The following is a 21,040-nucleotide window of genomic DNA, read 5'->3' on the forward strand; positions in this document are numbered from 1 at the left end:
ATCGCCTGATTGCGCCAAGTAATCGAGTTAGGTCTAGCGCACGATGGAATTAGGTTTGATTGCGGCCACGAAGAAGGTCCGCTCCCTCTCCCGCTTGCGGGGGAGGGTCGGGGTGGGGGTGTCTCCGCGGGCGAAACTGCCTGAGTGGAGAGAGCCCCCACCCGGCGCTTCGCGCCGACCTCCCCCGCAAGCGGAAGAGGTGAAGCGCGTCTGCGGCCAAATCCATCTAACCAAAAATCATAATGCTCTAGCGCTGCTGCCGGAAGGCACCCGGCGTCATGCCTAGATATTTTCGGCACTGGCGGATGAAGTGGGAAGGATCTGATAGTCCAACCCGGAGACCAATTCCGCCGACGCTGATGCAATCGAACCGCGGTTCGCTCAGCATCCGACGCGCCACCGCCATGCGGCAATCATTGAGCAGGCCGCTGAAGGTCAGGCCCGCTTTGTTGAGGCAGCGGTGCAAGGTCCGCTCCGAAACGTGCAGATGCTTGGCCACGGTTGCAGCCGTCAATCCCGGCTCGGCGTAGCGCAGCCGGATCACCCGGCCGATCTCGTCTAGGAGCTTTACGCCATCGCGCTGCTCCGCGGGCGTAGCGGGAATCTCGCTTCCGTACGCTAGCGCCAGCAGTGATCCGAGCTGGTCGGTCAGGACCTGCGCCGGCAAGGGCCGCTCGATGGCGAGCTGCGGCGTCAACTGGCGCGCAAACGCGCTGAGCACCGCGCCCCAGCCAGAGCGACCGTCGATCCGCTCCCCGATGCGCTGGTCGGGATCGGTGATCCAGGATTCGACCCATGCGATCGGCAGCTCCAGCGACAGCGTGTTCGAGGTCTGCGGAAAGTTAAATTCATAGCAACGCCGGGAGTCCAGCAGCACGAGATCGGAAGGCAGCAGAAGCGACGAGCGTCCGTTCTGTGAGGCCGTCCAGGCATTATCAGTCTTGCACAGAAGGTAATAGTAGTTGGTCCCACTGCGAGCGAGGCTCGCCTTTCGGCGATAGACGTGCTGCGCCGAACCCTCGACACGGTTGATGCCGATGGTGTCGAGCTGCCCACGCTCGATCGAGCAGTCGAAGCCCGAGCGAACCGGCGTCGTAATGTCCATTTCCAGAAAGCATTCGCAGACGGCGCCGATCCAATAATCCAGGCGCCGTTCGGGCTCGACCAGGCCGGTCGACCACGTCTCGATGACTGCCGTCGTTCTGGCCGCCATGCCCTGCCCTCCGCGATCGGCTTCGATCACCGGACCCCAGATTGTTGGGCGCACGGCAGAGAGTCAATCCACTACGCAGCGATCTTCTGCAAGAGCGCCATCAGCGCTTCCGGCGCGGTGACGTTCGGCGAATGGCTGGCGTCGATCTCGTAGTAGCTCCAGGCGGGGTCGCCCTTCGTCATCCTGGCGAACGGTCCGAACGTGTCGGCCGGCGTAATCCGCGTGGCGTAGATGTAGCTGCGTGGCAGCGTCAGCGGTCCGCCCTGCAGCTTGAGTTGTGTTTCGAAGCATTTGATCGGCATGTCGACGCGGCGGGCGTTGAGCCACTCGAGGTCCGCAGGCGAGGTATCCGGCGGCGTTGGGTTCGGCGGCACGCGCCAGCCGTCGCCGGCCTTCGCCAGTTCTTCCATCCGCGCCCGCGCGGCCTCATTGAGGTCGAGCAGCGATTGGCCGTCCTGCGGCACGAAGGCGTCGACATAGATGAGTTGCCTCACCTTGTCGCGGGCGCGGTCGGCGACACCGGTCGCCACCATGCCGCCATAGCTGTGCCCGATCAGCACGATGTCGCGCAGATCCTCATACTTGATGACGTTCAATACGTCCTCGATATGCGTATCGAGAGTGATCGCCGGATGCGCCAGATGCGCGCGCTCGCCGAGGCCGGTGTAGCACGGCGTGACTAGGCGATGCCCGGCCGCCTGCATCAGCGGATGCATCTTCTTCCACGCCCAGCCTGCGGACCATGCGCCGTGACAGACGAGGAAGGTTTTCGCAGGCGTTGTGTTCATCGAGCCGTTTCCATCAGGTTATTGTTGAAGGCTTTAATTGGGATAGTACCTGCCCGATCCATCGTGTAAACGTCGGCACAAATTCAACGTCGTCATTCCGGGATGGTCCGAAGGACCAGACCCGGAATCTCGAGATTCCGGGTTCGATGCTCTGCATCGCCCCGGAATGACGGGGGAATAAAGAGTGGATTTAACCACCTACGCTGTTCTGCTGGCCGGAGCGCTCGCCGGCGGCTTCGTCTCGGGCCTTTCCGGATTTGGCACGGCCCTGATGGCGCTGGGGATCTGGCTTTATATCGTACCGCCGTCGATTGCCGTGCCGCTGGTGCTGATCTGTTCGGTCAGCTCGCAGATTTCGACGCTGCCATCGGTGTGGAAAGTGATCGACTTCAAGCTGGCCTTGCCCTTCGTTGCCGGTGGTCTCATCGGCATGCCGATCGGGGCGCTGCTGGTCGCGCGCGCCGATCCACAAGATTTCAAGCTTAGCGTCGGCGTGATGCTGCTGGTGTTTCCGGCCGCCCTCTATTTCATCCAGAAGCCGATGGCGTTCCGCTTCGGCGGCCGCCTGGCCGACGCCTGCATCGGGTTTGCCGGCGGCATTCTCGGCGGCCTCGCCGGCCTGTCGGGCCCGCTGCCGACACTGTGGGCCAGCATACGCGGCTGGACCAAGCACCAGCGCCGCGGTGTCTTCCAGATCTTCAATGGCAGCGTGCTCGGCGCTGCGCTCATCCTGCAGATAGCCAGCGGTTTCGTGAAACTGGACGTGCTCTGGCTGGCCATGCTGGCATTGCCTGGTACGCTGATCGGCGCCCATCTCGGCATGCGAACCTATCACGCGCTGAACGACCGCAATTTCTACGATGTCGTGCTGGGACTGCTCTTTCTGTCAGGGATCGCATTGGTGTGGAGCAGCATTGCTCCGAGGTGAGCGGCGCATAGCCGCCATGTGCTCCGAGTAGATTGCTGTACGCTGATCTGCAAAGCGGCTAACCAGTCGCGTCATGAGCTCTCCTTCGTCGCGCGAACACCTCGGCCTGCTGCTGGGCTTTATCGGCATGGCGATCTTCGGCGGCACGCTGCCGGCGACGCGGATCGCGGTTGCGGAAATTGATCCGATTGCACTGACCGCGCTACGCACTGCCATCGCCGGGCTGTGCTCGCTGGCGCTCCTGCTCGTGTTGCGCCGCCCGCTGCCACCCCGCGCCCTGTGGCCGCAACTGGTCATTGCGATGCTTTGCGTCGCCGTGCTGTTTCCGCTGCTGATGTCGATGGGAATGCAGCGGGTAGATGCCTCGCATGGCGGCGTGGTGCTGGGCGTGCTGCCGATCGCAACCGCGCTTGTGGCCGTCGCCATCACCCATGAGCGGCCGAGGCCGCTGTTCTGGATCGCCTCCGTCGCCGGGGCCGCGCTGGTGATCGCGTTCTCTTTGCGGGAAGGCGGCGGCGCGTTCTCGGCCGGCGACCTCCTGCTGTTTGCCGCTGTGGCCGTCTCTGCGATCGGCTATGCGTTCTCCGGCCGGCTCACCTCCCATATGCCGGGCTGGGAGGTCATCAGCTGGATCCTTGTCATTGGCCTGCCACTTTCGATTCCGGCCGCTGCGCTGACCATGCCGCACGATGTCGGCCAGATCGCGTTAAAGCCGTGGCTCGGGCTACTCTATGTCGCACTGTTCTCGCAGTGGATCGGCTTCTTCGCGTGGAACGCAGGGCTGGCGATGGGCGGCATCGCGCGGGTGTCGCAGGTGCAGTTGCTGCAGCCCTTCGTCACCTTCGCGCTCGCGGCGTTGTTCAATGACGAGACCATCACGCTGCAGATCCTGCTGTTCGCCGCAGCCGTCGTGGTGACGGTGGCGATCTCGACGCGTACGCGCGCCAGGGCCGCGCCCTCGCCCCCGCAGCGAAACCGCGAGCCGCCTCAGCTGGCCGCGTCCTGATCGATCAGCGATGGATTTTCCGCGATCAGCTCACCTCACTCCGCCGCCGACATGCGGCCGAACTCGGTCGCCTGCAGTTCGAACAGCCCGCGATAGATGCCGCCGGGCCTCGCCGTGAGCGCCGCGTGCGTACCCTGCTCGACGATCTCGCCGCGGTCGAACACCAGGATGCGGTCGAGGCCGCGCACCGTCGACAGGCGGTGTGCGATCACGATCGAGGTGCGGCCCTTCATCAGCCGCTCCATCGCCTGCTGGATCAGGCCCTCCGATTCCGAATCGAGGCTCGAGGTCGCCTCGTCCAGGATCAAGACCGGCGCATCCGCGAGGAATGCACGCGCCAGCGCGACGCGCTGCCGCTCGCCGCCCGACAGCTTGACGCCGCGTTCGCCGACCAGCGTGCCGTATCCCTTCGGCAGCCGCAGGATGAAGTCGTGCGCATTGGCAAGCCGCGCCGCCTGCTCGATCGCTTCCATGCTGGCGCCCGGCCGCCCATAAGCGATGTTCTCGGCCAGCGTGCGGTGGAACAGGATCGGCTCCTGCTGCACGATTGCAATCTGGCTGCGCAGCGAGTGCTGCGTGGCTAACGCGATATCCTGACCGTCAATCAGGATCTTGCCGCCGCTGATGTCGTAGAGCCGCTGCACCAGCTTGACGAAGGTGGTCTTGCCCGAACCGGAACGGCCGACCAGACCGACCCGCTCGCCGGCGCGGATCTCGACCGACAGGCCGTCATACAGCGGCGCGCGATGGCCGCCGTAGTGGAACGTCACGTCGTCGAAGACGATGCGGCCGCCCTGGATGTCGATCGGTCTTGCATCCGGCGCATCGGCAATGCCGATCGGCTCGCCGTGGATCGCGACAAGCTCCTCCATGTCGTTCACCGAACGCTGCAGGTTGTTGATGTGCATGCCAACGTCACGCAGGTAAGCGTGGATGATGTAGTAGCTGGTCAGCACATAGGTGACGTCGCCCGGCGTGGCGCGGCCCGCGATCCACAGCAGGATTGCGCCGCCGATCACGGAGGCGCGAAAGCACAACAACACCGCCAGCTGCGCCGTCGAGGTGTAGTTGTAGCGGTACCAGGTTCGCCGCACGCGGCGGCGCCACCGGCCGACGACGCCGGCCAGCCGCGCGTCCTCGCGCCCCTCTGCGCCGAAGGATTTCACCACCGCGTTGCAAGTCAGGGCGTCCGCCAGCGTGCCGCCAACCCTGGTGTCCCAGGCGTTTGAAACGCGCGCCGCCGGCGCGATGTAGTTCACCGAGAACGCCATCGTCATCGAGACATAGATCACCGTGCCCACCGCGATGACCGCACCGAGCACCGGCCAGTGCAGGCCGAGCAGGATCATCGAGCCGACCAGCACCAGCAGCGACGGCAATAGCGCCATCAGGATGGTGTCGTTCAAGAGGTCGAGCGCCCACATGCCGCGCGTGATCTTGCGCACGGTCGAGCCGGCAAATGAGTTGGCGTGCCAGTCGGTCGAGAAGCGCTGCACGCGCGCGAACGCGTCGCGCGAGATGTCCGACATCGTCGTCAGCGTGAACGGCACGATCGCCTGCAGGCCGGTCAGCCGCAGGATCATCGAGGTGAGACCCAGCGCCACGATGGCACCGAAGGCGACAAACGCGGCATGGCGCGCCGCCGGATCTGCGGTGCCCCGCGTCAACGCGTCGACCAGATGGCCGGAGAACACCGGCATGAACAGGTCGGCTGCGGTCGCACCGAGCAGGCCGCCGGCGACGACAATCGCGCGGCCGGGCTGTTGCAGCCAGTGGCGGAACACGAACGGGATGACCACGCGTATCGCCGCGGGACCCTTTTCTTTTTTTGCGGTCATGGCGTCATCCGGCTGCGCATGGGCACACGCCGGCTCCATCTGAATTGACGCGCGGGCGAACTCGGAAACCGAGACGCAAGCGTCGCCAGAAAATAATGTTAAGTCGTTGGGAAGCTTGAAGATCGGGGCATCAGGCCCGATCGTGACTGGCGGAGATCGCGCTCAAGGACGCGATCGAAAACCCAGTACGAGCATCGGACGCGAGGATGCGATCTGCGAATACATGGAAATCATGCAAATCCTCCCCGGTGCGAGCGACAATGCGCTGCTTATAAATGCATCGCGGGTGATTTGCAACATGACAAGCACGTGATGTGCACGCGATGTTGAGAAATCCGAGTCGCCCGGCGGCAAGGTCAGGACCGCATGTAGATGATCGGAAAGAATCACAATCGCATCGATCGCGAATGGACGCTCGCGACGGGTTACGCGTAACGCGTCGCGAAGAAGATCAATACGATCTACAAGGATTTCGAATTTCGATCTGCGAGAGTGACGGTAAAGAAGAACGTTCCGCCAGCAACGAAGTTACGCCGATAACCGACCATATTGAATTCGTCACTCCGACACCGACCCGCATATCGCTCGGCTCATGCGGGCTACGACGGCTCCAACCTGTAGCCCGGATGAGCGAAGCGATATCCGGGGCCGCTCTCCGATTAGTCGCGCTCTCGACGGCCGTTCCCGCATATCGCTTCGCTCATGCGGGCTACAATTGTACGCCGCTCCTAATGCGCATCGCCCCCGGCAACCGCCGCGGACGGCTTTTTCAACACCAGCACGAACAGGCTGAGGCCAAAATAGAACACGGTCAGCATGAAGAAGGCGTCGCCATAGCCCATCACCACGGCCTGGCGATGCACGATCTGCGACAATTGCTTCATCGCCATCAGGGCGGAATCGCCCATGCCCTGGAATCGCTGCGTTAGCATGTTGAGCGTCTCGACCGCGGTGGCGTTGCCCCAGGTGACGCGGTCGTGCAGCCGCGAGATGTGCAGGTCGGTGCGTTCGTTCAGCACCTGGTTGATGACGGCCAGGCCCACCGCGCCGCCGAGATTGCGCGTCAGGTTGAACAGGCCGGAGGCGTTCTTCACCCGTTCCGGCGCCAGCGTGCCGAGCGCGATGGTGTTGGTCGGCACTATCGCGAGCATCATGCCGACACCACGCAGGAGCTGCGGGATCAGCAATTCGTAGAAGTCATATTCCTTGGTGATCCACGTCATCTGGTAGGTGCCGAGCCCGAACAGCACGAGGCCGATCGCGATCAAATAGCGCATGTCGTATTTCACCATCAGCCGCCCCACGATCGGGGCGGTGAGGAACATGGTCAGACCAGACACGAACAAGGTCTCTCCGATCATCAGCGCGCTGTAGCCGCGGACTTCGGCCAGATAGCGCGGATAGATGTAGGTGAGACCGTAAAGGCCGACGCCGACGCACAACGAGATCAGACAGCCGACGGCGAAATTGCGGTCGGAGAAGGTTCTGAGATCGACGATCGGCTCCCGCGCGATGAGCACGCGCCAGAAGAAGGCGATCGCCGAGGCCACGCAGATCGCTGCGCAGACTGCGATCGAGGTGTCTTCCAGCCACTGTGACTGCGGCCCTTCTTCGAGCACATATTCGAGCGTGCCGAGAAAGCCCGCCATGAACAAAAGGCCCCACCAGTCGAAATGCTCGAGCAGCGCAAAGTTCGGCCGATCGAAATCGCACAGCGCCAGCACGCCGATGGTGATGCCGATGCCGGGCACGATGTTGATGAAGAACAGCCAGTGCCACGACGTCATCTCGGTGATGATGCCGCCGACCGTCGGTCCGATGGTCGGCGCGAGCGTCGCGACCAGCCCGATGATCGGGCCGACGATGTGAAACTTGGAGCGCGGAAACACCGTGTAGGCGGATGCGAACACGGTCGGGATCATGCCAGCGCCCAAAAATCCCTGGATCGCGCGCCACAGGATCATCTGCTCGATGGTCGAGGCGAGGCCGCAGAAGAAGCTCGCAACGGTGAAGCCCGCCGCGGAAATCGCGAACAGTAGCCGCGTGCCGAACGCCCGCGACAGGAATCCGGACAGCGGAATCGCGATCACCTCGGCAATCAGGTACGAGGTCTGTACCCACGACACTTCGCTGGAGCTTGCGGAGAGGCCGGCCTGAATCTGCTGCAGCGACGCCGAGACGACCTGGATGTCCAGGATCGACATGAACATCCCGAACACCATGATGAGGAACGTAAACAGCCGCCGCGGCGGGACATGATCAGCGGCCGCTTCATTCATCATCGACGGCGATGCGGTGGTGGCGTCGGCCATGGTGAACTCGCAACGCGTGCCGGGGCTTTCGCCCCTGGGATTCAGAAGGAATTACTTGGGTTGAACCGTCCCGGGCGCATCGAGATCGGCCTCGCTATCGGCGTCGGCCGCGCCCTCGCGGGTATCGACGGTGGTATAGACCGACATGCCGGCGCGCAGCAGGTTCTGCTTCGCCACTTCCTTCGGCACGCGAATGCGGACCGGCAGCCGCTGCACGATCTTGGTGAAATTGCCGGTGGCGTTGTCCGGCGGCAAGAGCGTGAACACCGAGCCTGCGGCCGGCGAAATGCTGTCGACGACGCCGGAGAACTTGCGATGGCCGTAGGCGTCGACCGAAATCTTCACGGGCTGGCCGGGGCGGATGCGCTTGAGCTGGGTTTCCTTGTAGTTGGCGTCAATGAAGACGTCGTCGAGCGGCACGATATTGGCGAGCCGCTGCCCGGCCTGGATGAAATCGCCGGCATTGACGAGGCGGTTGGAGAAGGTGCCGTCGACCGGCGCGCGCACCGAGGTGAAGGCAAGATCGCGCTCGGCCTTGGCGAGCTGGGTCTGCAATTCCGCAAGCTGCGCGCGCGCCTCGGCCTGTTGCGCCTTCGTCACTTCGACATTGTCGCGCGCCGCGTCAAAGGCAGCCTGCGCCGACCTCACCGCGGCAATGCCCTGGTCGCGGCCGGCTTCGGAAACTTCAAAAGTGGCGCGCGAGGCAAAGCCCTTGGTGCTGAGCGCCTGCTGCCGTTCGAAATCGAGACCGGCGCGCTTGAGGGCGGCTTCCGCGGACGTGAGCTGCGCCTTGGTCTGCTCGACCGCGCTTTCGAGCGCAGTAACCTGCCGGCCGATGCGGTCGATGGTCGCCTGCTGGGTCGCGATCTTGCTGCGGGCAGCGTCGACCGCGATCCGGTAATCGCCATCGTCGATCCTGAAGATCACATCGCCCGCGCGAACCAGCGAATTATCGCGGGGCAGGATCGCCGCGACATGGCCGGAGACCCGGGCGCCGAGCATGGTGTTGTTGGAGCGGACATAGGCATCGTCGGTCGAGATATAGAAGCGGCCGACGAGAACGAAGTAAACGCCATAGCCGACGGCTGCGAGCGCCAGAAGGCCGAGCACGCCCATCATGATGAATTTGCTTTTGCCCGGCTTCGCCGCCGGCGCAGAAGCGGCGCTGACGGGTGCCGCAACAGGCGCTTCGGCCGGCGCTTCCGTAGGTCGTCGCTTGGCTTCTTCCGCAACGCCAGCGCGCGGCTGGGCAGAAACGTCGGCGTCATCCTCCGCCGTCTCGGGCCCGGCGCGAACGATCCGCGCGGCCTGGTCTCTCGCTGCGGCCATCATCGGCCTCCCCCATCCAATGTAACGGCACCAGCGCAGCCTAGAACTTGCTGACAGGGGGCACCATCGGGACAAAATGTAGCATTGACCGAACGGTTCGGTCAACTTACCTTTTCAACGGCAAGAACTATAAAGCGAAAACACAGGCGGACCTGCACCCCGGGTCGAATTCTTCCCCGAGAGCAAACCAATGGTTGCATCCACATCAAACACGATTCATCCCTTCGGCGAGGAAGTCAGTTCGAAGCGCCGCCAGATTTTGGACGGAGCGCGAAAGGTGTTCATGGATCTTGGTTTTGATGGGGCCAGCATGAACGAGATCGCGCGCGCCGCCGGCGTCTCCAAGGGCACGCTCTATGTCTACTTCGCCGATAAGAACCGATTGTTCGAAGCGATCGTCGAGGACGAGGCGCTCGAAAAGGGCAAGATCGCCTATAATCTCGATCCCCAACGCGATGTCGAAGCCACGCTGCGGGAATTCGGCCGGGCCTATATCGGATCGATGTGCCGCCCCGGCGGCGGCTCCTCGATCCGCACGGTGATGGCGATCGCCGAACGGATGCCGGATGTTGGACGGCAGTTCTACGAGAACGTGCTGGCAAAGACCATCAACCGTCTCGCCGACTATCTGCAGACCCGGATCGGACCGGACAATCTGGCGATCGATGATTGCACCCTTGCCGCCGCACAGTTCATGCAGATGTGTCAGGCGACGCTGTTTCTGCCGTTCGTGTTTCAAGCAGAGCCCGCGCCATCGGCGGAGCGCATCGCGCGTGTGGTCGACAGCGCGACGCGGATTTTTCTGACGACGTATCGGGCGAAGCCGCGGTAGGAGCGGCCCCTTCCCCGGCCCATGCCTAGAACCTGTACGTCGCACTGCCCAGCACAGTGCGGCCAATGCCGAAGAAGCAGTCGCCGCGGGAAAGACACGTGGTGACATGACGCTTGTCGGCGAGATTGCTGGCGACGCGAAATTTTGAGCTAGCATTGGTCCAGATAGACCGAGCGATAGTTGTTATGAGAACGATTGCGCGATTTCGCGCGAGGGATGAACACACCTTGCTATCGTCGAGAACAGCGACGACGCAATGCCGCGAGCAGGAGCTATCGATGACGGCAGGCTGCTCCTCGCTGATCGATCTCTATCGCAAGCTGCGCGAGGCCTGGTCGGCAGAGACGAGCGGGAAGTGGCGGCCCGACAATCCAGCGGCGGGACAATGCTCGGTGACGGCGCTGGTTGTCCAGGACGAACTTGGTGGCGAGATCCTGAAGACGGATTTTGGCGGCGCCTGGCATTTCTACAACCGGATCGACGGGCGGCGGATCGATTTGACCATGAGTCAATTCGATAGCCCGATCGGCTATGATGACCTGCCGAGCAACCGGCACGAGGCGCTCAGAGACACCTCCGTGAGGCAGTACGAATTGCTTTGCGAACGGATTCGAAAAGCAGACTGATCCTTTCAGGACTTTGTCCCGGGCGCGATACAGCGCGCAGCGCTGCGTAGTGCGCCGCGTCCGGGGCACGCACCTCCCTCCGTTTCGAGGCGGCCGGCCGCGACGGCGACGGACCTTGCGATTGGCGGCCCGGCAAAGCGCCATCATATCAGTGACATCGCGCCCTGACATCGTCGCCGGCGCCATCCTCGCGCCCCCGTGATTTGACAGTTCATCTACTTCTGTAAAATTCGTCAAATGAACCCACGGACCCGCATTCTCGATGCCGCGATGCTGGTATTTCGCCGGCACGGTTTCCGGCGTTCCTCGATCGAGCAAGCCGCCGATGCCGCCGGGCTGACGCGGCAGGCGCTCTATCACCACTTCAAGTCCAAAGAAGCGTTGTTTCGCGCCGTCATCGAACGGCTGCATGAGGAGGCGCTTGCCGCCGAAATCGCCGCTGCTACTGCCACGGAAAAGGCCGGCGGCAGCCTCGCCGATATTCTCGTCGCGTCCGTCTCCGCCAAGCTCGGACAGATGGTCGCTTCGCTCGACGGCTCGCCCCATGTCGAGGAGTTGTTTTCCGAGCATCTGCTGCAGGCGCGCGACCTCTACCAGAAATATACCGCCGCCTATGCGGAGCAGCTCGCCACGACGATCACGCGTGTCTGCCGTAAGCAGGGCCTCGTTCTGAGCGCCGGCATGACGCCGCGCGAGCTGGCGCGATGCGTCGAGATGGCGGTCAACGGTACGAAATCCGCCTACCCTGCGCTGCAGCCGCCCGGCGCCTTTCTGAAGGATCTGGAAATCATGCTGCGCACGCTGATCGCCGGCGCCCTTGGCCCGGCGAAACCGCGCCCGAAACGGCCACGCGCGGCCAAACCGAAGCCAGTCAAAAAATCCGCCCGCCAACCTGGAGATCGCAGATGAGCACCATGACGATCAACGGCAAGCCAGCTTCCCTCCCCGATGATCCCGACGCGCTGTTGGTCGATGTGGTGCGCGACACACTCGACCTTACTGGCACCAAGCTCGTATGCGGGGCCGGCGTCTGCGGCGCCTGCACAGTGCTGGTCGATGGCGAGCCTGCCGTGAGCTGCCTGATGCCGGCGCACGCCGCTGCAAACAGGAGCGTGACCACTGTCGAAGGCATCGGTGCGAAAGACCTGCATCCGGTGCAGAAGGCCTTCATGGCGCACGATGCGCTGCAATGCGGCTTCTGCACGCCGGGCTTCATCGTCGAGGCCGCGGCGTTTCACGACCGCTGGCGCGCAGCCAAGGGAACGGGGGTGCCGTCGCGCGAGGAAATCGGCGCGGCATTGTCAGGACATCTCTGTCGCTGCGGTGCCTATGATGGCATCTTCCGCGCCGTGGCGGATGCCTGCGCCGGCCGCTTCGACGGCAACGACATCCTGCCGCCGCGCTTGGAAGCCCGCGACAAGGTGACGGGATCGGCGAAGTACACGGTCGATATTCACCATGACGGCCAGCTCGAAGGCGTGATCCTGCGCTCGCCGTTTGCGCATGCTCGCATCAGCGAGCTCGATCTGGCGCCGGCGCGTACAATGCCGGGCGTGAATGCCGCGATATCGCTGCTCGGTGACGATCGCGTCGTCCGCTATGTCGGCGAACCCATCGCAGCCGTTGCTGCTACCGATCGCAAGACCGCGCTGGCTGCGATCGCCGCCATCAAGCTCACCAGCGAACGCCTGCCATCGGTGATCGGGCTCGATGACGCGCGAAGCGCGAATGCCCCTGTCGTGTTCGAAAAATCCGCGCGCAAGAAGGCCGGCAACGTCTCCGAAGGCGGCGGCTCGCCGGCCTCCTGGAAAGGCAATATCCGTGGGCCGACGGCGGCCTTTTCCAAAAAGCCGAGGAAGGTGCGAAGCTGGGTCGCCGACGCACGCGCGGCGAACAATCCGCTGCTGGTGGAAGCCACCTTCCGCACCGGCACGCAGCAGCATTCCTGTCTCGAGCCGCACGCCGCCGTCGCGCGCTTCGACGGCGACCGTCTCACTGTCCACGTCTCGACGCAGGCCGTGTTTCATCTGATGGAGCTGATCGCCAAGCGCTATAAGCTCGACCACGACAAGGTGCGCGTGATCGCCGATCATGTCGGCGGCGGCTTTGGCTCGAAAGCCGCGCTTGGCGTGGAGACAACCACTGCGATCGATCTGGCGCGCGAAGCCAAGGCGCCGGTGAGAGTTGCCTATGACCGGCACGAGGAATTGTCCGTCACCGGTTATCGGCCGGCGGCGGAGATGAAAATCGCGCTGCTGCCGTCCGAGCAGGGCGAATTGAAGGCGCTGTCTTTCACCGCACATGCCGACACCGGCGCGGCCACGAACTCCACGATCGCCGCCCTTGCACGCCTGATCTATCCGGCGGAAGCAAAGGAGCTCGCCGATTTCGACGTCATCAGCAATCTGCCGGCGGGTGCGCCCTTCCGCGGCCCCGGCGGTCCGCCGATGGCATTTGCGCTTGAACAGGCGATCGACGAGGCCGCGCTGCGCATGAACGTCGATCCGATCGCGCTGCGCAAGCGCTGGGACCCCGACCCGAACCGCCAACGGCTCTACGATTGGGCCTTGAGCCTGGATGTGTGGCGCAACCGGAAACCGATCGCCGCGCAGAGCGGCCGCTATCGCCGCGGCGTCGGCGTCGCCACCGGCTACTGGCTTTATCTGTGGCAGCCGGGTTCGAAGGTTGAAGTATCGGTCAAGCGCGGACGGCTCGTTGTCAGCACTGCCACCCAGGACATCGGCACCGGTACGCGCACCGTGATCGCCAATACGATCGCACGCGAGTTCGGACTGGAGCCGCATGAGATTGACGTCAGGATCGGCGATTCGAAATTGCCGGAAGGGCCCGGCTCGGGCGGAAGCCGCGTCACGGCATCAGTCATTCCGCCGATGCTGCTTGCGATCGGGCAGCTGAAGACCGCAATCCGGCAGAATGCAAGACGACAACCCGTCCCCGGCTCCAACGCGCCCTGGCGCGAGTTGCTCGCGGCATCGCCTGACCTCTCCGCGTCAGGCGTGCGGCCGGAAGACTCCCGCCGGACGGCGCCGGGCGTCGAGTCGCCACTAAAGCAGGCCGGCTTCCTGGGCTGGATCTTCGGCTGGATGATGCGGCGCTTCTCCAATCTTGCGATCGGCGCCGGCGTGCCGAGCTCGGTGCAGATCGTCGAGGTCGAGGTCGACACCTGGCTCGGCCATGTGCGCGTCGTCAACGTTCACACCGGCATTGCGGTCGGCAAGATCGTGGCGCCCGCGCTGGCGCACAGCCAGGCAGCCGGCGCCGTCATTCAAGGCATCGGCTACGCGCTCTACGAAGCGCGAGAGGTTGATTCGCGCACGGGAGATGTGCTCAGCGGCAGCATGGAAGATTACCGGATTCCCGGCATTGCCGACACGCCTGTCATCGACGTGCATTTCGACCAGGCTGGATATGATCACGTGCTCGGCGGTGGTGTCGGCATCGGTGAGGTCGCGACCGTGCCCACCTCGCCGGCGGTCGCCAATGCGATTCACAACGCTACAGGCGTTCGGCTGACGGAGTTGCCGATCCGCCCCGATCGTCTCGTCGCCGCACTCAAAGGGAGGGCCGCCGCATGACAGCAACAGCCATGAACGCTACGCACACAGGTGAATTCCGCGCCGCCGGCACCGATCTCTCCGAGCGACGACGCAGCGGCGTCTCGAGGGGACCGTTGATCGATATTGCGGCCGCACCCGATATGATCGGGATGCATTGGGCCGCCGACGGGAGCTTGCGCCTCGGCGCGTTCACGACCATTGCGGCGATCGCCGCCGATCCGCTCATTGCCGCCGCATATCCGGGCGTTGCGGCCTCCGCGCAAGGTCTGGCAACGCCACAGATCCGTCACCTCGCCACCCTCGGCGGCAATCTCGCACAGCGTTCGCGCTGCTGGTATTTTCGAAACCCGCACATCGCGTGCCTGAAGAAAGGCGGCTCCGACTGTCCGGCACGATCCGGCAATCATCTCTATCATGTCGCCTTCGACCTCGGCCCCTGCGTGGCGCCGCATCCCTCGACTATGGCGGCGGCGCTGCTCGCCTATGAAGCGAAAGTAACCACCGATCGAAGAAGCTCGCTGACGATCGGCGATCTGCTCGGCGACGGCTCCAACGGCACCGCCGACAACACGTTGCAGCCGGGCGAGATGATCAAGAGCGTCACACTTGCCTCGCCGCTGCAAGGCGAGCGCGCACTATACAAGCGCGCGATCAGCCGCACGCATGCCGAATGGCCGCTGGTCGAAGTCTGCGCGCGTGCCGTGATCAGGGACGGCACGTTCCACCTCATCCGCCTCGCTGCCGGCGGCATCGCCCCGGTGCCGCTGCGGCTCGCGGCTGCGGAAGGTGTGTTGCAGGGCAAGCAAGCATCTGTATCCATCATCGCCGAGGCTGCGCAGCAGGCGACTTCCGGCGCGAAGCCATTGCCAATGACGGGCTACAAGGTCGATCTCTTGAAGGGCATCGTGCGGGATGTGCTGGAGCGGCTCATGGGGTAGACTTCAGGCATTCTTGGTATGATGAATTCATACCTTCTACTATTAGCCCAAGGCCGCCGCCCAATGCACCTGAACGATGAAGCGCACAAGCTGGCAAACGAGCTGGCGGAGCTCACCGGCGAGAACTTGACGTCGGCTGTAATCGTGGCGCTGCTTAGGACATGATGAGTTTTGGTTAGATCAAGTTCGCCGAATATGCGGTTCACCTCTCCCGCTTGCGGGGGAGGTCGGCGCGAAGCGCCGGGTGGGGGCTCTCTCCACTCGGGCGGCATCGCCCGCGGAGACACCCCCACCCCAACCCTCCCCCGCAAGCGGGAGAGGGAAGGCACCTTCTTCGTGGTCGCAATCAAATCTAATTCCATCATGCTTAGCGAACAGGATTGATGAGTTCGCTCCACCCATCCTACGAAGCTAACGGAATCTAATGATCCTCGAACTCGTCTTCCTCGTTGACCTTGCTGCGGGCTCCGAACCAGCGCGAGATCGACTTCTTGCCGAGCGATCCCGTCGAATAGGGATCGCGCGACCCGTAAGGATTGCGCTGGGCGCGCGCGGCGACCTGCTCGCCTGAGACCGCGGCCGGCTGGCAGATGGTGCGGCGCGACGGGCGGCGCATCAGGTCGACGTGGATGTGATCCTCGTGGTGCGAGTTGGAGCCCGGCGCCAGCACGGTGTTGAACTGCTGGCAGGCGGCGGCCTGGATGTCGCGCAGGAAGCCCTGCTCTTCCGGCAGGCCGCGCCAGCCGCCCCTCACCGTCACGCGCCGTCCGTCGGCGAGCGTGAAGCCTGCGATGTCGAGCGCATTGCCGAAGGCATGCTCGGAAATATGCGCGTGCGGATTGCCGTTCATGCCGCGGCAGGAATAGGCGGAGATCTGCTTGATCTCGACGACGCGTACGCCGAACCAGCGCATCGACGCCGGCTGCACGGAATCGGTGAGCCAGCGGTCGAGCGCGGAGACGATGGGGCATGCGAGCGTCGCCGCAGGCTTCATCGAGACCTGCCCGAAGGCGTTGACCGGATTGCCCTGCGCCGGTCCGAGCCGCGGCGCGGCCGGCGACGGCGATGCTGAATAGGATGGCTGTGAATATGGCGCAGACGACTGCGGCGCATATCGCTCGCGCGACTGATAGGACGGCGCCGCCATATAGCCGCCGTTGCGCGATGCCGGCGTACCCTCGGGAGGCAGATCGATATCGTTTTCCTGCGGAGCGGCGACGCCCGGCGCGGAAAGCGAGATCGGACCGTTCGATGGCGCGGCATAGTTCGGCTGACTCGGTGCCGGATAGCTTCCCGAATGGTTGCCTGAATACGTGCTCGGATAATTCCCTTGTGGCGGCGCTGCCGCCGGCGCGCGGCTGATCGGCCAGCGCGGCTGATTGCCGATATTGGCGGGCGGCCGCAGGCTTTCGTCAGCAAAGCCGAAGCTCGTGATGTTTTCGCCGAGCGCCGCCACCTTCAGCGGGTATTCCGCACCGCACACACCGGGACCGGAGATCGGATCGATCCGGACCACTTCGGGGCTTTCTTTGACCGCACCGGACTTCAGGCAAGCGATTTCGGCCTCGGCGCGCCACGGTTCGCGCTCGGCGGACTGAAAGAATCCGCGGCCACAACCAGCTAGCGAAACGAGGACGAAGGAGCCGACGAGATACAAACGAACTCCGCGCGTCATCCGCGCAGGTTCAACTAATTTATTTAAAGACTCTTCAACATATTGATTTTACGAATTTTTTACCATGTTTCCGGGTCTCGTCGCCTGTGGAGAGCGGCTGGATGGACAATAAAACTTACTTTTTGGGCCGGGAACGCTTTGCTAGCCTCGAAGTTAGTTGCGGGCACGACTTGAACCCAAGGGAGCCTTCCCAATGGATTTCGTAAGTCCTCTCGTCAGCAGGCTTGGCGTTGTAGCCGCATATGTTGCACTCGCCTTCGTCGGCGCGATTGTGCTCGGCGTGTTCTAGACTTCCCATCCTAAAGGTGGAGCTAGAGCGCCCGGTGACCGTGTCACCGGGCGTTTTCGCGTAAAGCCAAACGCTGCCCGGCGGACGTCGGCCATGACGTTGCCAGGCTGTCGGCGCGGCGGGTGATGCGGCTCCAGTTGTTGCCGGAGCAGTAGAAGCGATAGAGCGCGCAGGCTTCGACGCGAAGCGTGTTGGTCCCCTTCATCGACATTGTGCCGTAGTAGGTCTCGCCGCTGTCCTGGCTGTAGATGCTGCCGGTCCATTGCCGTTCTTTCTTCGGCTTCATGTTGATCAGGATCGCTTCGCCCCTCTCGTTCGATGACATCAGCAGATAGCCGCACAGCGCGTTGCCGCATTTGGCGATCCGCACCGTGCCCTTGCCTTCGGTCAGCCAGTCACCCATCGGCGAATCCGATGGCTCTTCCTCGCTCTGATGCGCAACGCGCTCGACCTCCGGCGCAGGAGGCGCGGCCTCGACCGGCTTCGTGGCCGGCGGCGGCAACGGGACAGAAGCCTGCTGAACCGGTGACGGTGTGGGCGGCGGAGGTGGCGGCGGCGCAGCGACGATCTCGCTTGTCGATGCAGCCGGTGAGTAGACGGCGGGCGGCGCGGCGACGACGGTCTTGGCGGGCGCCGTGGTCGCCGGCGGTGGCGGCGACGCGGGTGGTGCGGGCGGCGCGACCGTCTGCGGCTGAGGCGGCACAGGTTTTGGCGCTACGCCCGCGTCGCGATTCTCCTCCAGGCGCTTGCGGCGCCAGTCGAGGCTTCTGGAGATCGAGACGCACGATCCGGAACGGCAGTGCCTTGAGGATTCGATGTGGACCCGGTGACCGCCGACGCTGAATGAAATCGAGCGGCCGGCCTCGGCCGAAGATGTGAGCGCGATCAGCACGGCGAGAAAACCAAGTCGTTTCATCGAAGCCTCCCGCAGGTGATGCGGCAGGCTAGTCGCGGGGAACCTGGGCTGGATGTGATTTGAATCACCGAGCCACACTGCTCGTTGCTGGCCTCCCGTGACGTACATCACAGAATGCGTCCGCCTGCCCGCATAGGTTCCGACTACGTTCAACGACCACAAGCCGCTCGGGAGGCTCTCATGAAGAAGCTCTACGTCCTCGCCGCATTGTTGATGGCCGCGACCTCGGCGCAGGCCGGCGGGATCACCTTCGAAGTCAATGGCGAGCGCGTCCGCGTTGAAGCGCCGCGCAATTGCAACGCCCTTTCCTGCGTCAAGATCACCGCGCCCGGATACAACGGCACGCTCGGCAATATCGATCTCAAGGGCCTCGGCTCGAAGGGCAAGGACGACGATGACGTCGTCGCCACCGCGCCGGCGAAACCGGCGCCTGCGCCGGCTCCGGTCCAGGCCGCCACGGCGCAGCCTGCCGCTCCCGCCGCGCCATCGCCTGCGCCCGCGCCTGCTCAATCGACCGTCGCGGCTGCAACGCCTGCCCAAAGCAACGTCGCTCCGCCTGCGCCTGCCCCGCAGCCGGCTCCCGTCGCCGCAGCGGCCGCGTCCGATCCGAACTCGCCGCTCGGCGTCTGGGCGACTGAAGAGAACAAGGGCAACGTTCGCATCGAGGAATGCGGCGCCAACCTGTGCGGCTATTCCGTCAACACCGGCGAGCGGATCCTGATCAACATGAAGCCGCAAGGCGGCAAGTGGACCGGCCGGATTCACGATCCGAACAGCGGCCGCAATTACGACTCGACGATCGCGCTGAAGGGCACCAATACGCTCAAAGTCCAGGGCTGCGCCTTCGGCGGCATGTTCTGCGGCGGCCAGACCTGGAAGCGCGTGAGCTGACGATTTTCTCCCGAGCCTGAAGGCCCCATGCGATTTCACGGGGCCTTCTTTTTTGCGCGCTCGCGGATGGTTGCGCGTTCGTTACCGGGTTGCGCGACGAAACAAATCTCCTGTGCGAAAGTTCGTTCGCTCGGTTTGCGATCAGGCCGCACGCCGCAGCCAGTCCCGCATCCGCTGAAACAGATTTCTGCGCGGCTGCGGTCGCATCGCGGCCGCATCGACAACCATAGGCTCGATCTCCGGCGCAAATGACGGCGGAGCGACGGGCTGCGCCTCTTCGATTGGAGCGGTGGGCTGCGCCTTATCGACGGACGCACCGGCTGCCGCATGGATCACCACCGTGTCGACCATCACCGTCAGGCCATCATCCGGCGCAATCGGCGGCGGAGGCTGATCGGCTGGGGGCGTTGCAGCGACGGAAGGCGGCGCAACACTCCGCCTGCTCCGGCGCTTTTCCTGCGCCGGCTGTTTGGCCCGCGGCTTGCGCGTGGTCGCGGCATGTGCGGCCGCGGAGAGTGCGATCGGGCCGACATTCTCAAGAAACGCACGCTCGTAATCGCGCGAGAGCCGATCCACGGCGTCCGGCAGCGGCAGCCAGTCCACGGCCTTCACGTCGCGCATCAGCTCGTAGGCCGCGTCACCGCGCGCTTCCATGCGCCAATAGTGCACCACCTTGGAGCCACCGCGGGATTCATAGGCCAGGGTGCCCAGGAATTCGTGCACGGACACCTCGTGCCCGGTCTCTTCCATCACCTCGCGCTCGGCCGCGGCGCGCGGCGTCTCGCCGTCGTCGAGTTTGCCCTTGGGCAGAACCCATTCATTGCGCTTGCGCAGGCGCACCACCGCGAACAGCGGCGGCTCCGCCTGCCGCAGCACAATGCCTCCCGCCGCCAGCACAGGCGTTCGCGCCATCTTTCTTGCCGCTTTCCGACTTCGAATCTTGCGACCATATAGAGACAAGCGGCCGCAAAATCGAGATCAGGATTACGGTTTCCGCAGCAGCGCCTCGCCCGCGCGGATGCGCCCGCCTTCCACAACATTGTCGGCGAATTCGAAATTCTCGGGCGCCAGCACGATGATGGTCGAGCCGTGCTCGAACCAGCCGAGTTCATCGCCCTTCTTGACCCGCGCAAGGCAGGCGAAGTCCACCGGTCCCCTGCTCTGCGCGTTGAGTGTGACGTCGAGGAAATGCAGGCGGATGCTGGCGACAAGAATGGCGGCGACCGGCACCAGCGTCAGCGCCTCGCCCGACGGCAGCCGCGCCTGCAGCACCGCGCGCTCGTTCTTGCAGAACAGACGCTCGACGCGCTTCAGCGCGATCGGGTTGACGTTCCAGACATCGCCATGGATGAACGTCACCCGCTTGATCGTGGCGTCATACGGCGCGTGAAAGCGGTGATACATGCTCGAGGTCAACCTGAGCGTCAGGAAGCGGCCGTTGCGATGTTGCTCGACCAGCGCGGGATCGCCGAGCAGGTCGAGCAGCGAGTATGGCGCGCCTTTGATCTGGAACAGCTCGGTATCGGCGATCCGGCCGTGCGCGCCGATGATGCCGTCACTCGGGCTGCTTACGACCGTCGGATCAGGGTCGAACGGCCGCAGCCCGGGGCGCAGCTCGCGCGTAAAGCAATCGTGCAGGCTCTTGAATTCGCTCTTCCTCGCTTCCGACAGGTCGAGGTCGGAAAAGAGCCGCCAGCACCCAATCGAGAAATCGCGCACCAAAGGGTTCTCGATCTTGCTGAACCAGCCCATGAAGCGCGTCAGCGCCGCCCGTGGAACGCGGTTGGTCAACAGGAAATTGAGGTCCTCCTGCTCCGTGAAGCGGGCGATCAGGCGCCGGATTGTCATCAATCTGTCAGCAGGATTGGCTAGCGCTTCAGG

18 protein-coding genes and 1 pseudogene are annotated in these 21,040 nt (G+C 64.0%); 9 read left to right on the top strand and 10 right to left on the bottom strand.

What is annotated here, in order from left to right; genetic code table 11:
- Positions 1–247: 247 nt before the first annotated feature.
- Both J6524_RS06225 and J6524_RS06230 read right to left on the bottom strand, forming a co-directional pair.
- A complete protein-coding gene (locus J6524_RS06225; RefSeq protein ID WP_225669501.1) occupies positions 248–1,213 on the bottom strand; it encodes a helix-turn-helix transcriptional regulator in 966 nt (321 codons plus the stop codon).
- Positions 1,214–1,284: 71 nt separating this feature from the next.
- Positions 1,285–2,001 (bottom strand): alpha/beta fold hydrolase, encoded by a 717-nt coding sequence (locus J6524_RS06230; RefSeq protein ID WP_225669502.1) that lies wholly within the window; start codon positions 1,999–2,001, stop codon positions 1,285–1,287.
- Between the two features lie 184 nt (positions 2,002–2,185).
- Here J6524_RS06230 and J6524_RS06235 point away from each other — a divergent pair, with 184 nt between their 5' ends.
- Positions 2,186–2,929 carry a sulfite exporter TauE/SafE family protein gene (locus J6524_RS06235; RefSeq protein WP_225669503.1) on the top strand — a complete coding sequence of 248 codons (744 nt, stop codon included), beginning with the start codon at positions 2,186–2,188 and terminating at the stop codon, positions 2,927–2,929.
- Positions 2,930–3,002: 73 nt separating this feature from the next.
- On the top strand, positions 3,003–3,935 hold the full coding sequence (locus tag J6524_RS06240; RefSeq protein WP_225669504.1) for a DMT family transporter: 933 nt from the start codon (positions 3,003–3,005) through the stop codon (positions 3,933–3,935).
- A 35-nt stretch (positions 3,936–3,970) separates the two neighbouring features.
- Here J6524_RS06240 and J6524_RS06245 read toward each other — a convergent pair whose 3' ends face one another.
- The 4 genes and pseudogenes from J6524_RS06245 to J6524_RS06260 all read right to left on the bottom strand — a co-directional run bounded on the left by J6524_RS06245 (position 3,971) and on the right by J6524_RS06260 (position 9,414).
- On the bottom strand, positions 3,971–5,773 hold the full coding sequence (locus tag J6524_RS06245; RefSeq protein WP_225669505.1) for an ABC transporter ATP-binding protein: 1,803 nt from the start codon (positions 5,771–5,773) through the stop codon (positions 3,971–3,973).
- Between the two features lie 327 nt (positions 5,774–6,100).
- Positions 6,101–6,321, bottom strand: a pseudogene (locus tag J6524_RS06250) (transposase); the annotation flags it as partial.
- A 180-nt stretch (positions 6,322–6,501) separates the two neighbouring features.
- Positions 6,502–8,085: a DHA2 family efflux MFS transporter permease subunit gene (locus J6524_RS06255; RefSeq protein WP_225669506.1), complete on the bottom strand. Its 1,584-nt coding sequence runs from the start codon at positions 8,083–8,085 to the stop codon at positions 6,502–6,504.
- Positions 8,086–8,136: 51 nt separating this feature from the next.
- Positions 8,137–9,414 (bottom strand): HlyD family secretion protein, encoded by a 1,278-nt coding sequence (locus J6524_RS06260; RefSeq protein WP_225669507.1) that lies wholly within the window; start codon positions 9,412–9,414, stop codon positions 8,137–8,139.
- Between the two features lie 190 nt (positions 9,415–9,604).
- On the opposite strand from J6524_RS06260, the gene J6524_RS06265 reads away from it, so the two are divergent.
- The 6 genes from J6524_RS06265 to J6524_RS06290 all read left to right on the top strand — a co-directional run bounded on the left by J6524_RS06265 (position 9,605) and on the right by J6524_RS06290 (position 15,553).
- Positions 9,605–10,246 carry a TetR/AcrR family transcriptional regulator gene (locus J6524_RS06265; protein WP_225669508.1) on the top strand — a complete coding sequence of 214 codons (642 nt, stop codon included), beginning with the start codon at positions 9,605–9,607 and terminating at the stop codon, positions 10,244–10,246.
- A gap of 278 nt (positions 10,247–10,524) precedes the next feature.
- Positions 10,525–10,872, top strand: coding sequence for a YunG family protein (locus tag J6524_RS06270; protein ID WP_225669509.1), 348 nt, complete (start codon positions 10,525–10,527; stop codon positions 10,870–10,872).
- 237 nt (positions 10,873–11,109) lie between these two features.
- Entirely contained in the window at positions 11,110–11,781 is a 672-nt protein-coding gene (locus tag J6524_RS06275; RefSeq protein WP_225669510.1) for a TetR/AcrR family transcriptional regulator, read from the top strand.
- The gene (locus tag J6524_RS06280) at positions 11,778–14,468 is read left to right on the top strand and encodes a molybdopterin-dependent oxidoreductase (RefSeq protein WP_225669511.1); all 2,691 of its coding nucleotides are present in this window, start codon (positions 11,778–11,780) and stop codon (positions 14,466–14,468) included. The genes J6524_RS06275 and J6524_RS06280 overlap by 4 nt, the downstream gene beginning before the upstream one ends.
- Complete coding sequence (locus J6524_RS06285) at positions 14,465–15,388, top strand: FAD binding domain-containing protein (RefSeq protein ID WP_225669512.1); 924 nt, start codon at positions 14,465–14,467, stop codon at positions 15,386–15,388. Before J6524_RS06280 ends, J6524_RS06285 begins: the two co-directional genes overlap by 4 nt.
- A gap of 63 nt (positions 15,389–15,451) precedes the next feature.
- Entirely contained in the window at positions 15,452–15,553 is a 102-nt protein-coding gene (locus J6524_RS06290; RefSeq protein WP_225669513.1) for a type II toxin-antitoxin system VapB family antitoxin, read from the top strand.
- 256 nt (positions 15,554–15,809) lie between these two features.
- On the opposite strand, the gene J6524_RS06295 is transcribed toward J6524_RS06290, so the two are convergent.
- On the bottom strand, positions 15,810–17,063 hold the full coding sequence (locus J6524_RS06295) for an extensin-like domain-containing protein (RefSeq protein ID WP_225669514.1): 1,254 nt from the start codon (positions 17,061–17,063) through the stop codon (positions 15,810–15,812).
- 332 nt (positions 17,064–17,395) lie between these two features.
- Positions 17,396–18,268 (bottom strand): DUF2147 domain-containing protein, encoded by an 873-nt coding sequence (locus J6524_RS06300; protein WP_225669515.1) that lies wholly within the window; start codon positions 18,266–18,268, stop codon positions 17,396–17,398.
- Positions 18,269–18,448: 180 nt separating this feature from the next.
- On the opposite strand from J6524_RS06300, the gene J6524_RS06305 reads away from it, so the two are divergent.
- The gene (locus J6524_RS06305; protein ID WP_225669516.1) at positions 18,449–19,159 is read left to right on the top strand and encodes a DUF2147 domain-containing protein; all 711 of its coding nucleotides are present in this window, start codon (positions 18,449–18,451) and stop codon (positions 19,157–19,159) included.
- Between the two features lie 141 nt (positions 19,160–19,300).
- On the opposite strand, the gene J6524_RS06310 is transcribed toward J6524_RS06305, so the two are convergent.
- Both J6524_RS06310 and asd read right to left on the bottom strand, forming a co-directional pair.
- The gene (locus J6524_RS06310; RefSeq protein ID WP_225669517.1) at positions 19,301–20,071 is read right to left on the bottom strand and encodes an NUDIX hydrolase; all 771 of its coding nucleotides are present in this window, start codon (positions 20,069–20,071) and stop codon (positions 19,301–19,303) included.
- 72 nt (positions 20,072–20,143) lie between these two features.
- Positions 20,144–21,007: an archaetidylserine decarboxylase gene (asd, locus tag J6524_RS06315; protein WP_225669837.1), complete on the bottom strand. Its 864-nt coding sequence runs from the start codon at positions 21,005–21,007 to the stop codon at positions 20,144–20,146.
- Between the last annotated feature and the right edge of the window lie 33 nt (positions 21,008–21,040).

Source organism: Bradyrhizobium hereditatis (genome assembly GCF_020329435.1).
Taxonomy (GTDB): Bacteria; Pseudomonadota; Alphaproteobacteria; order Rhizobiales; family Xanthobacteraceae; genus Bradyrhizobium; species Bradyrhizobium hereditatis.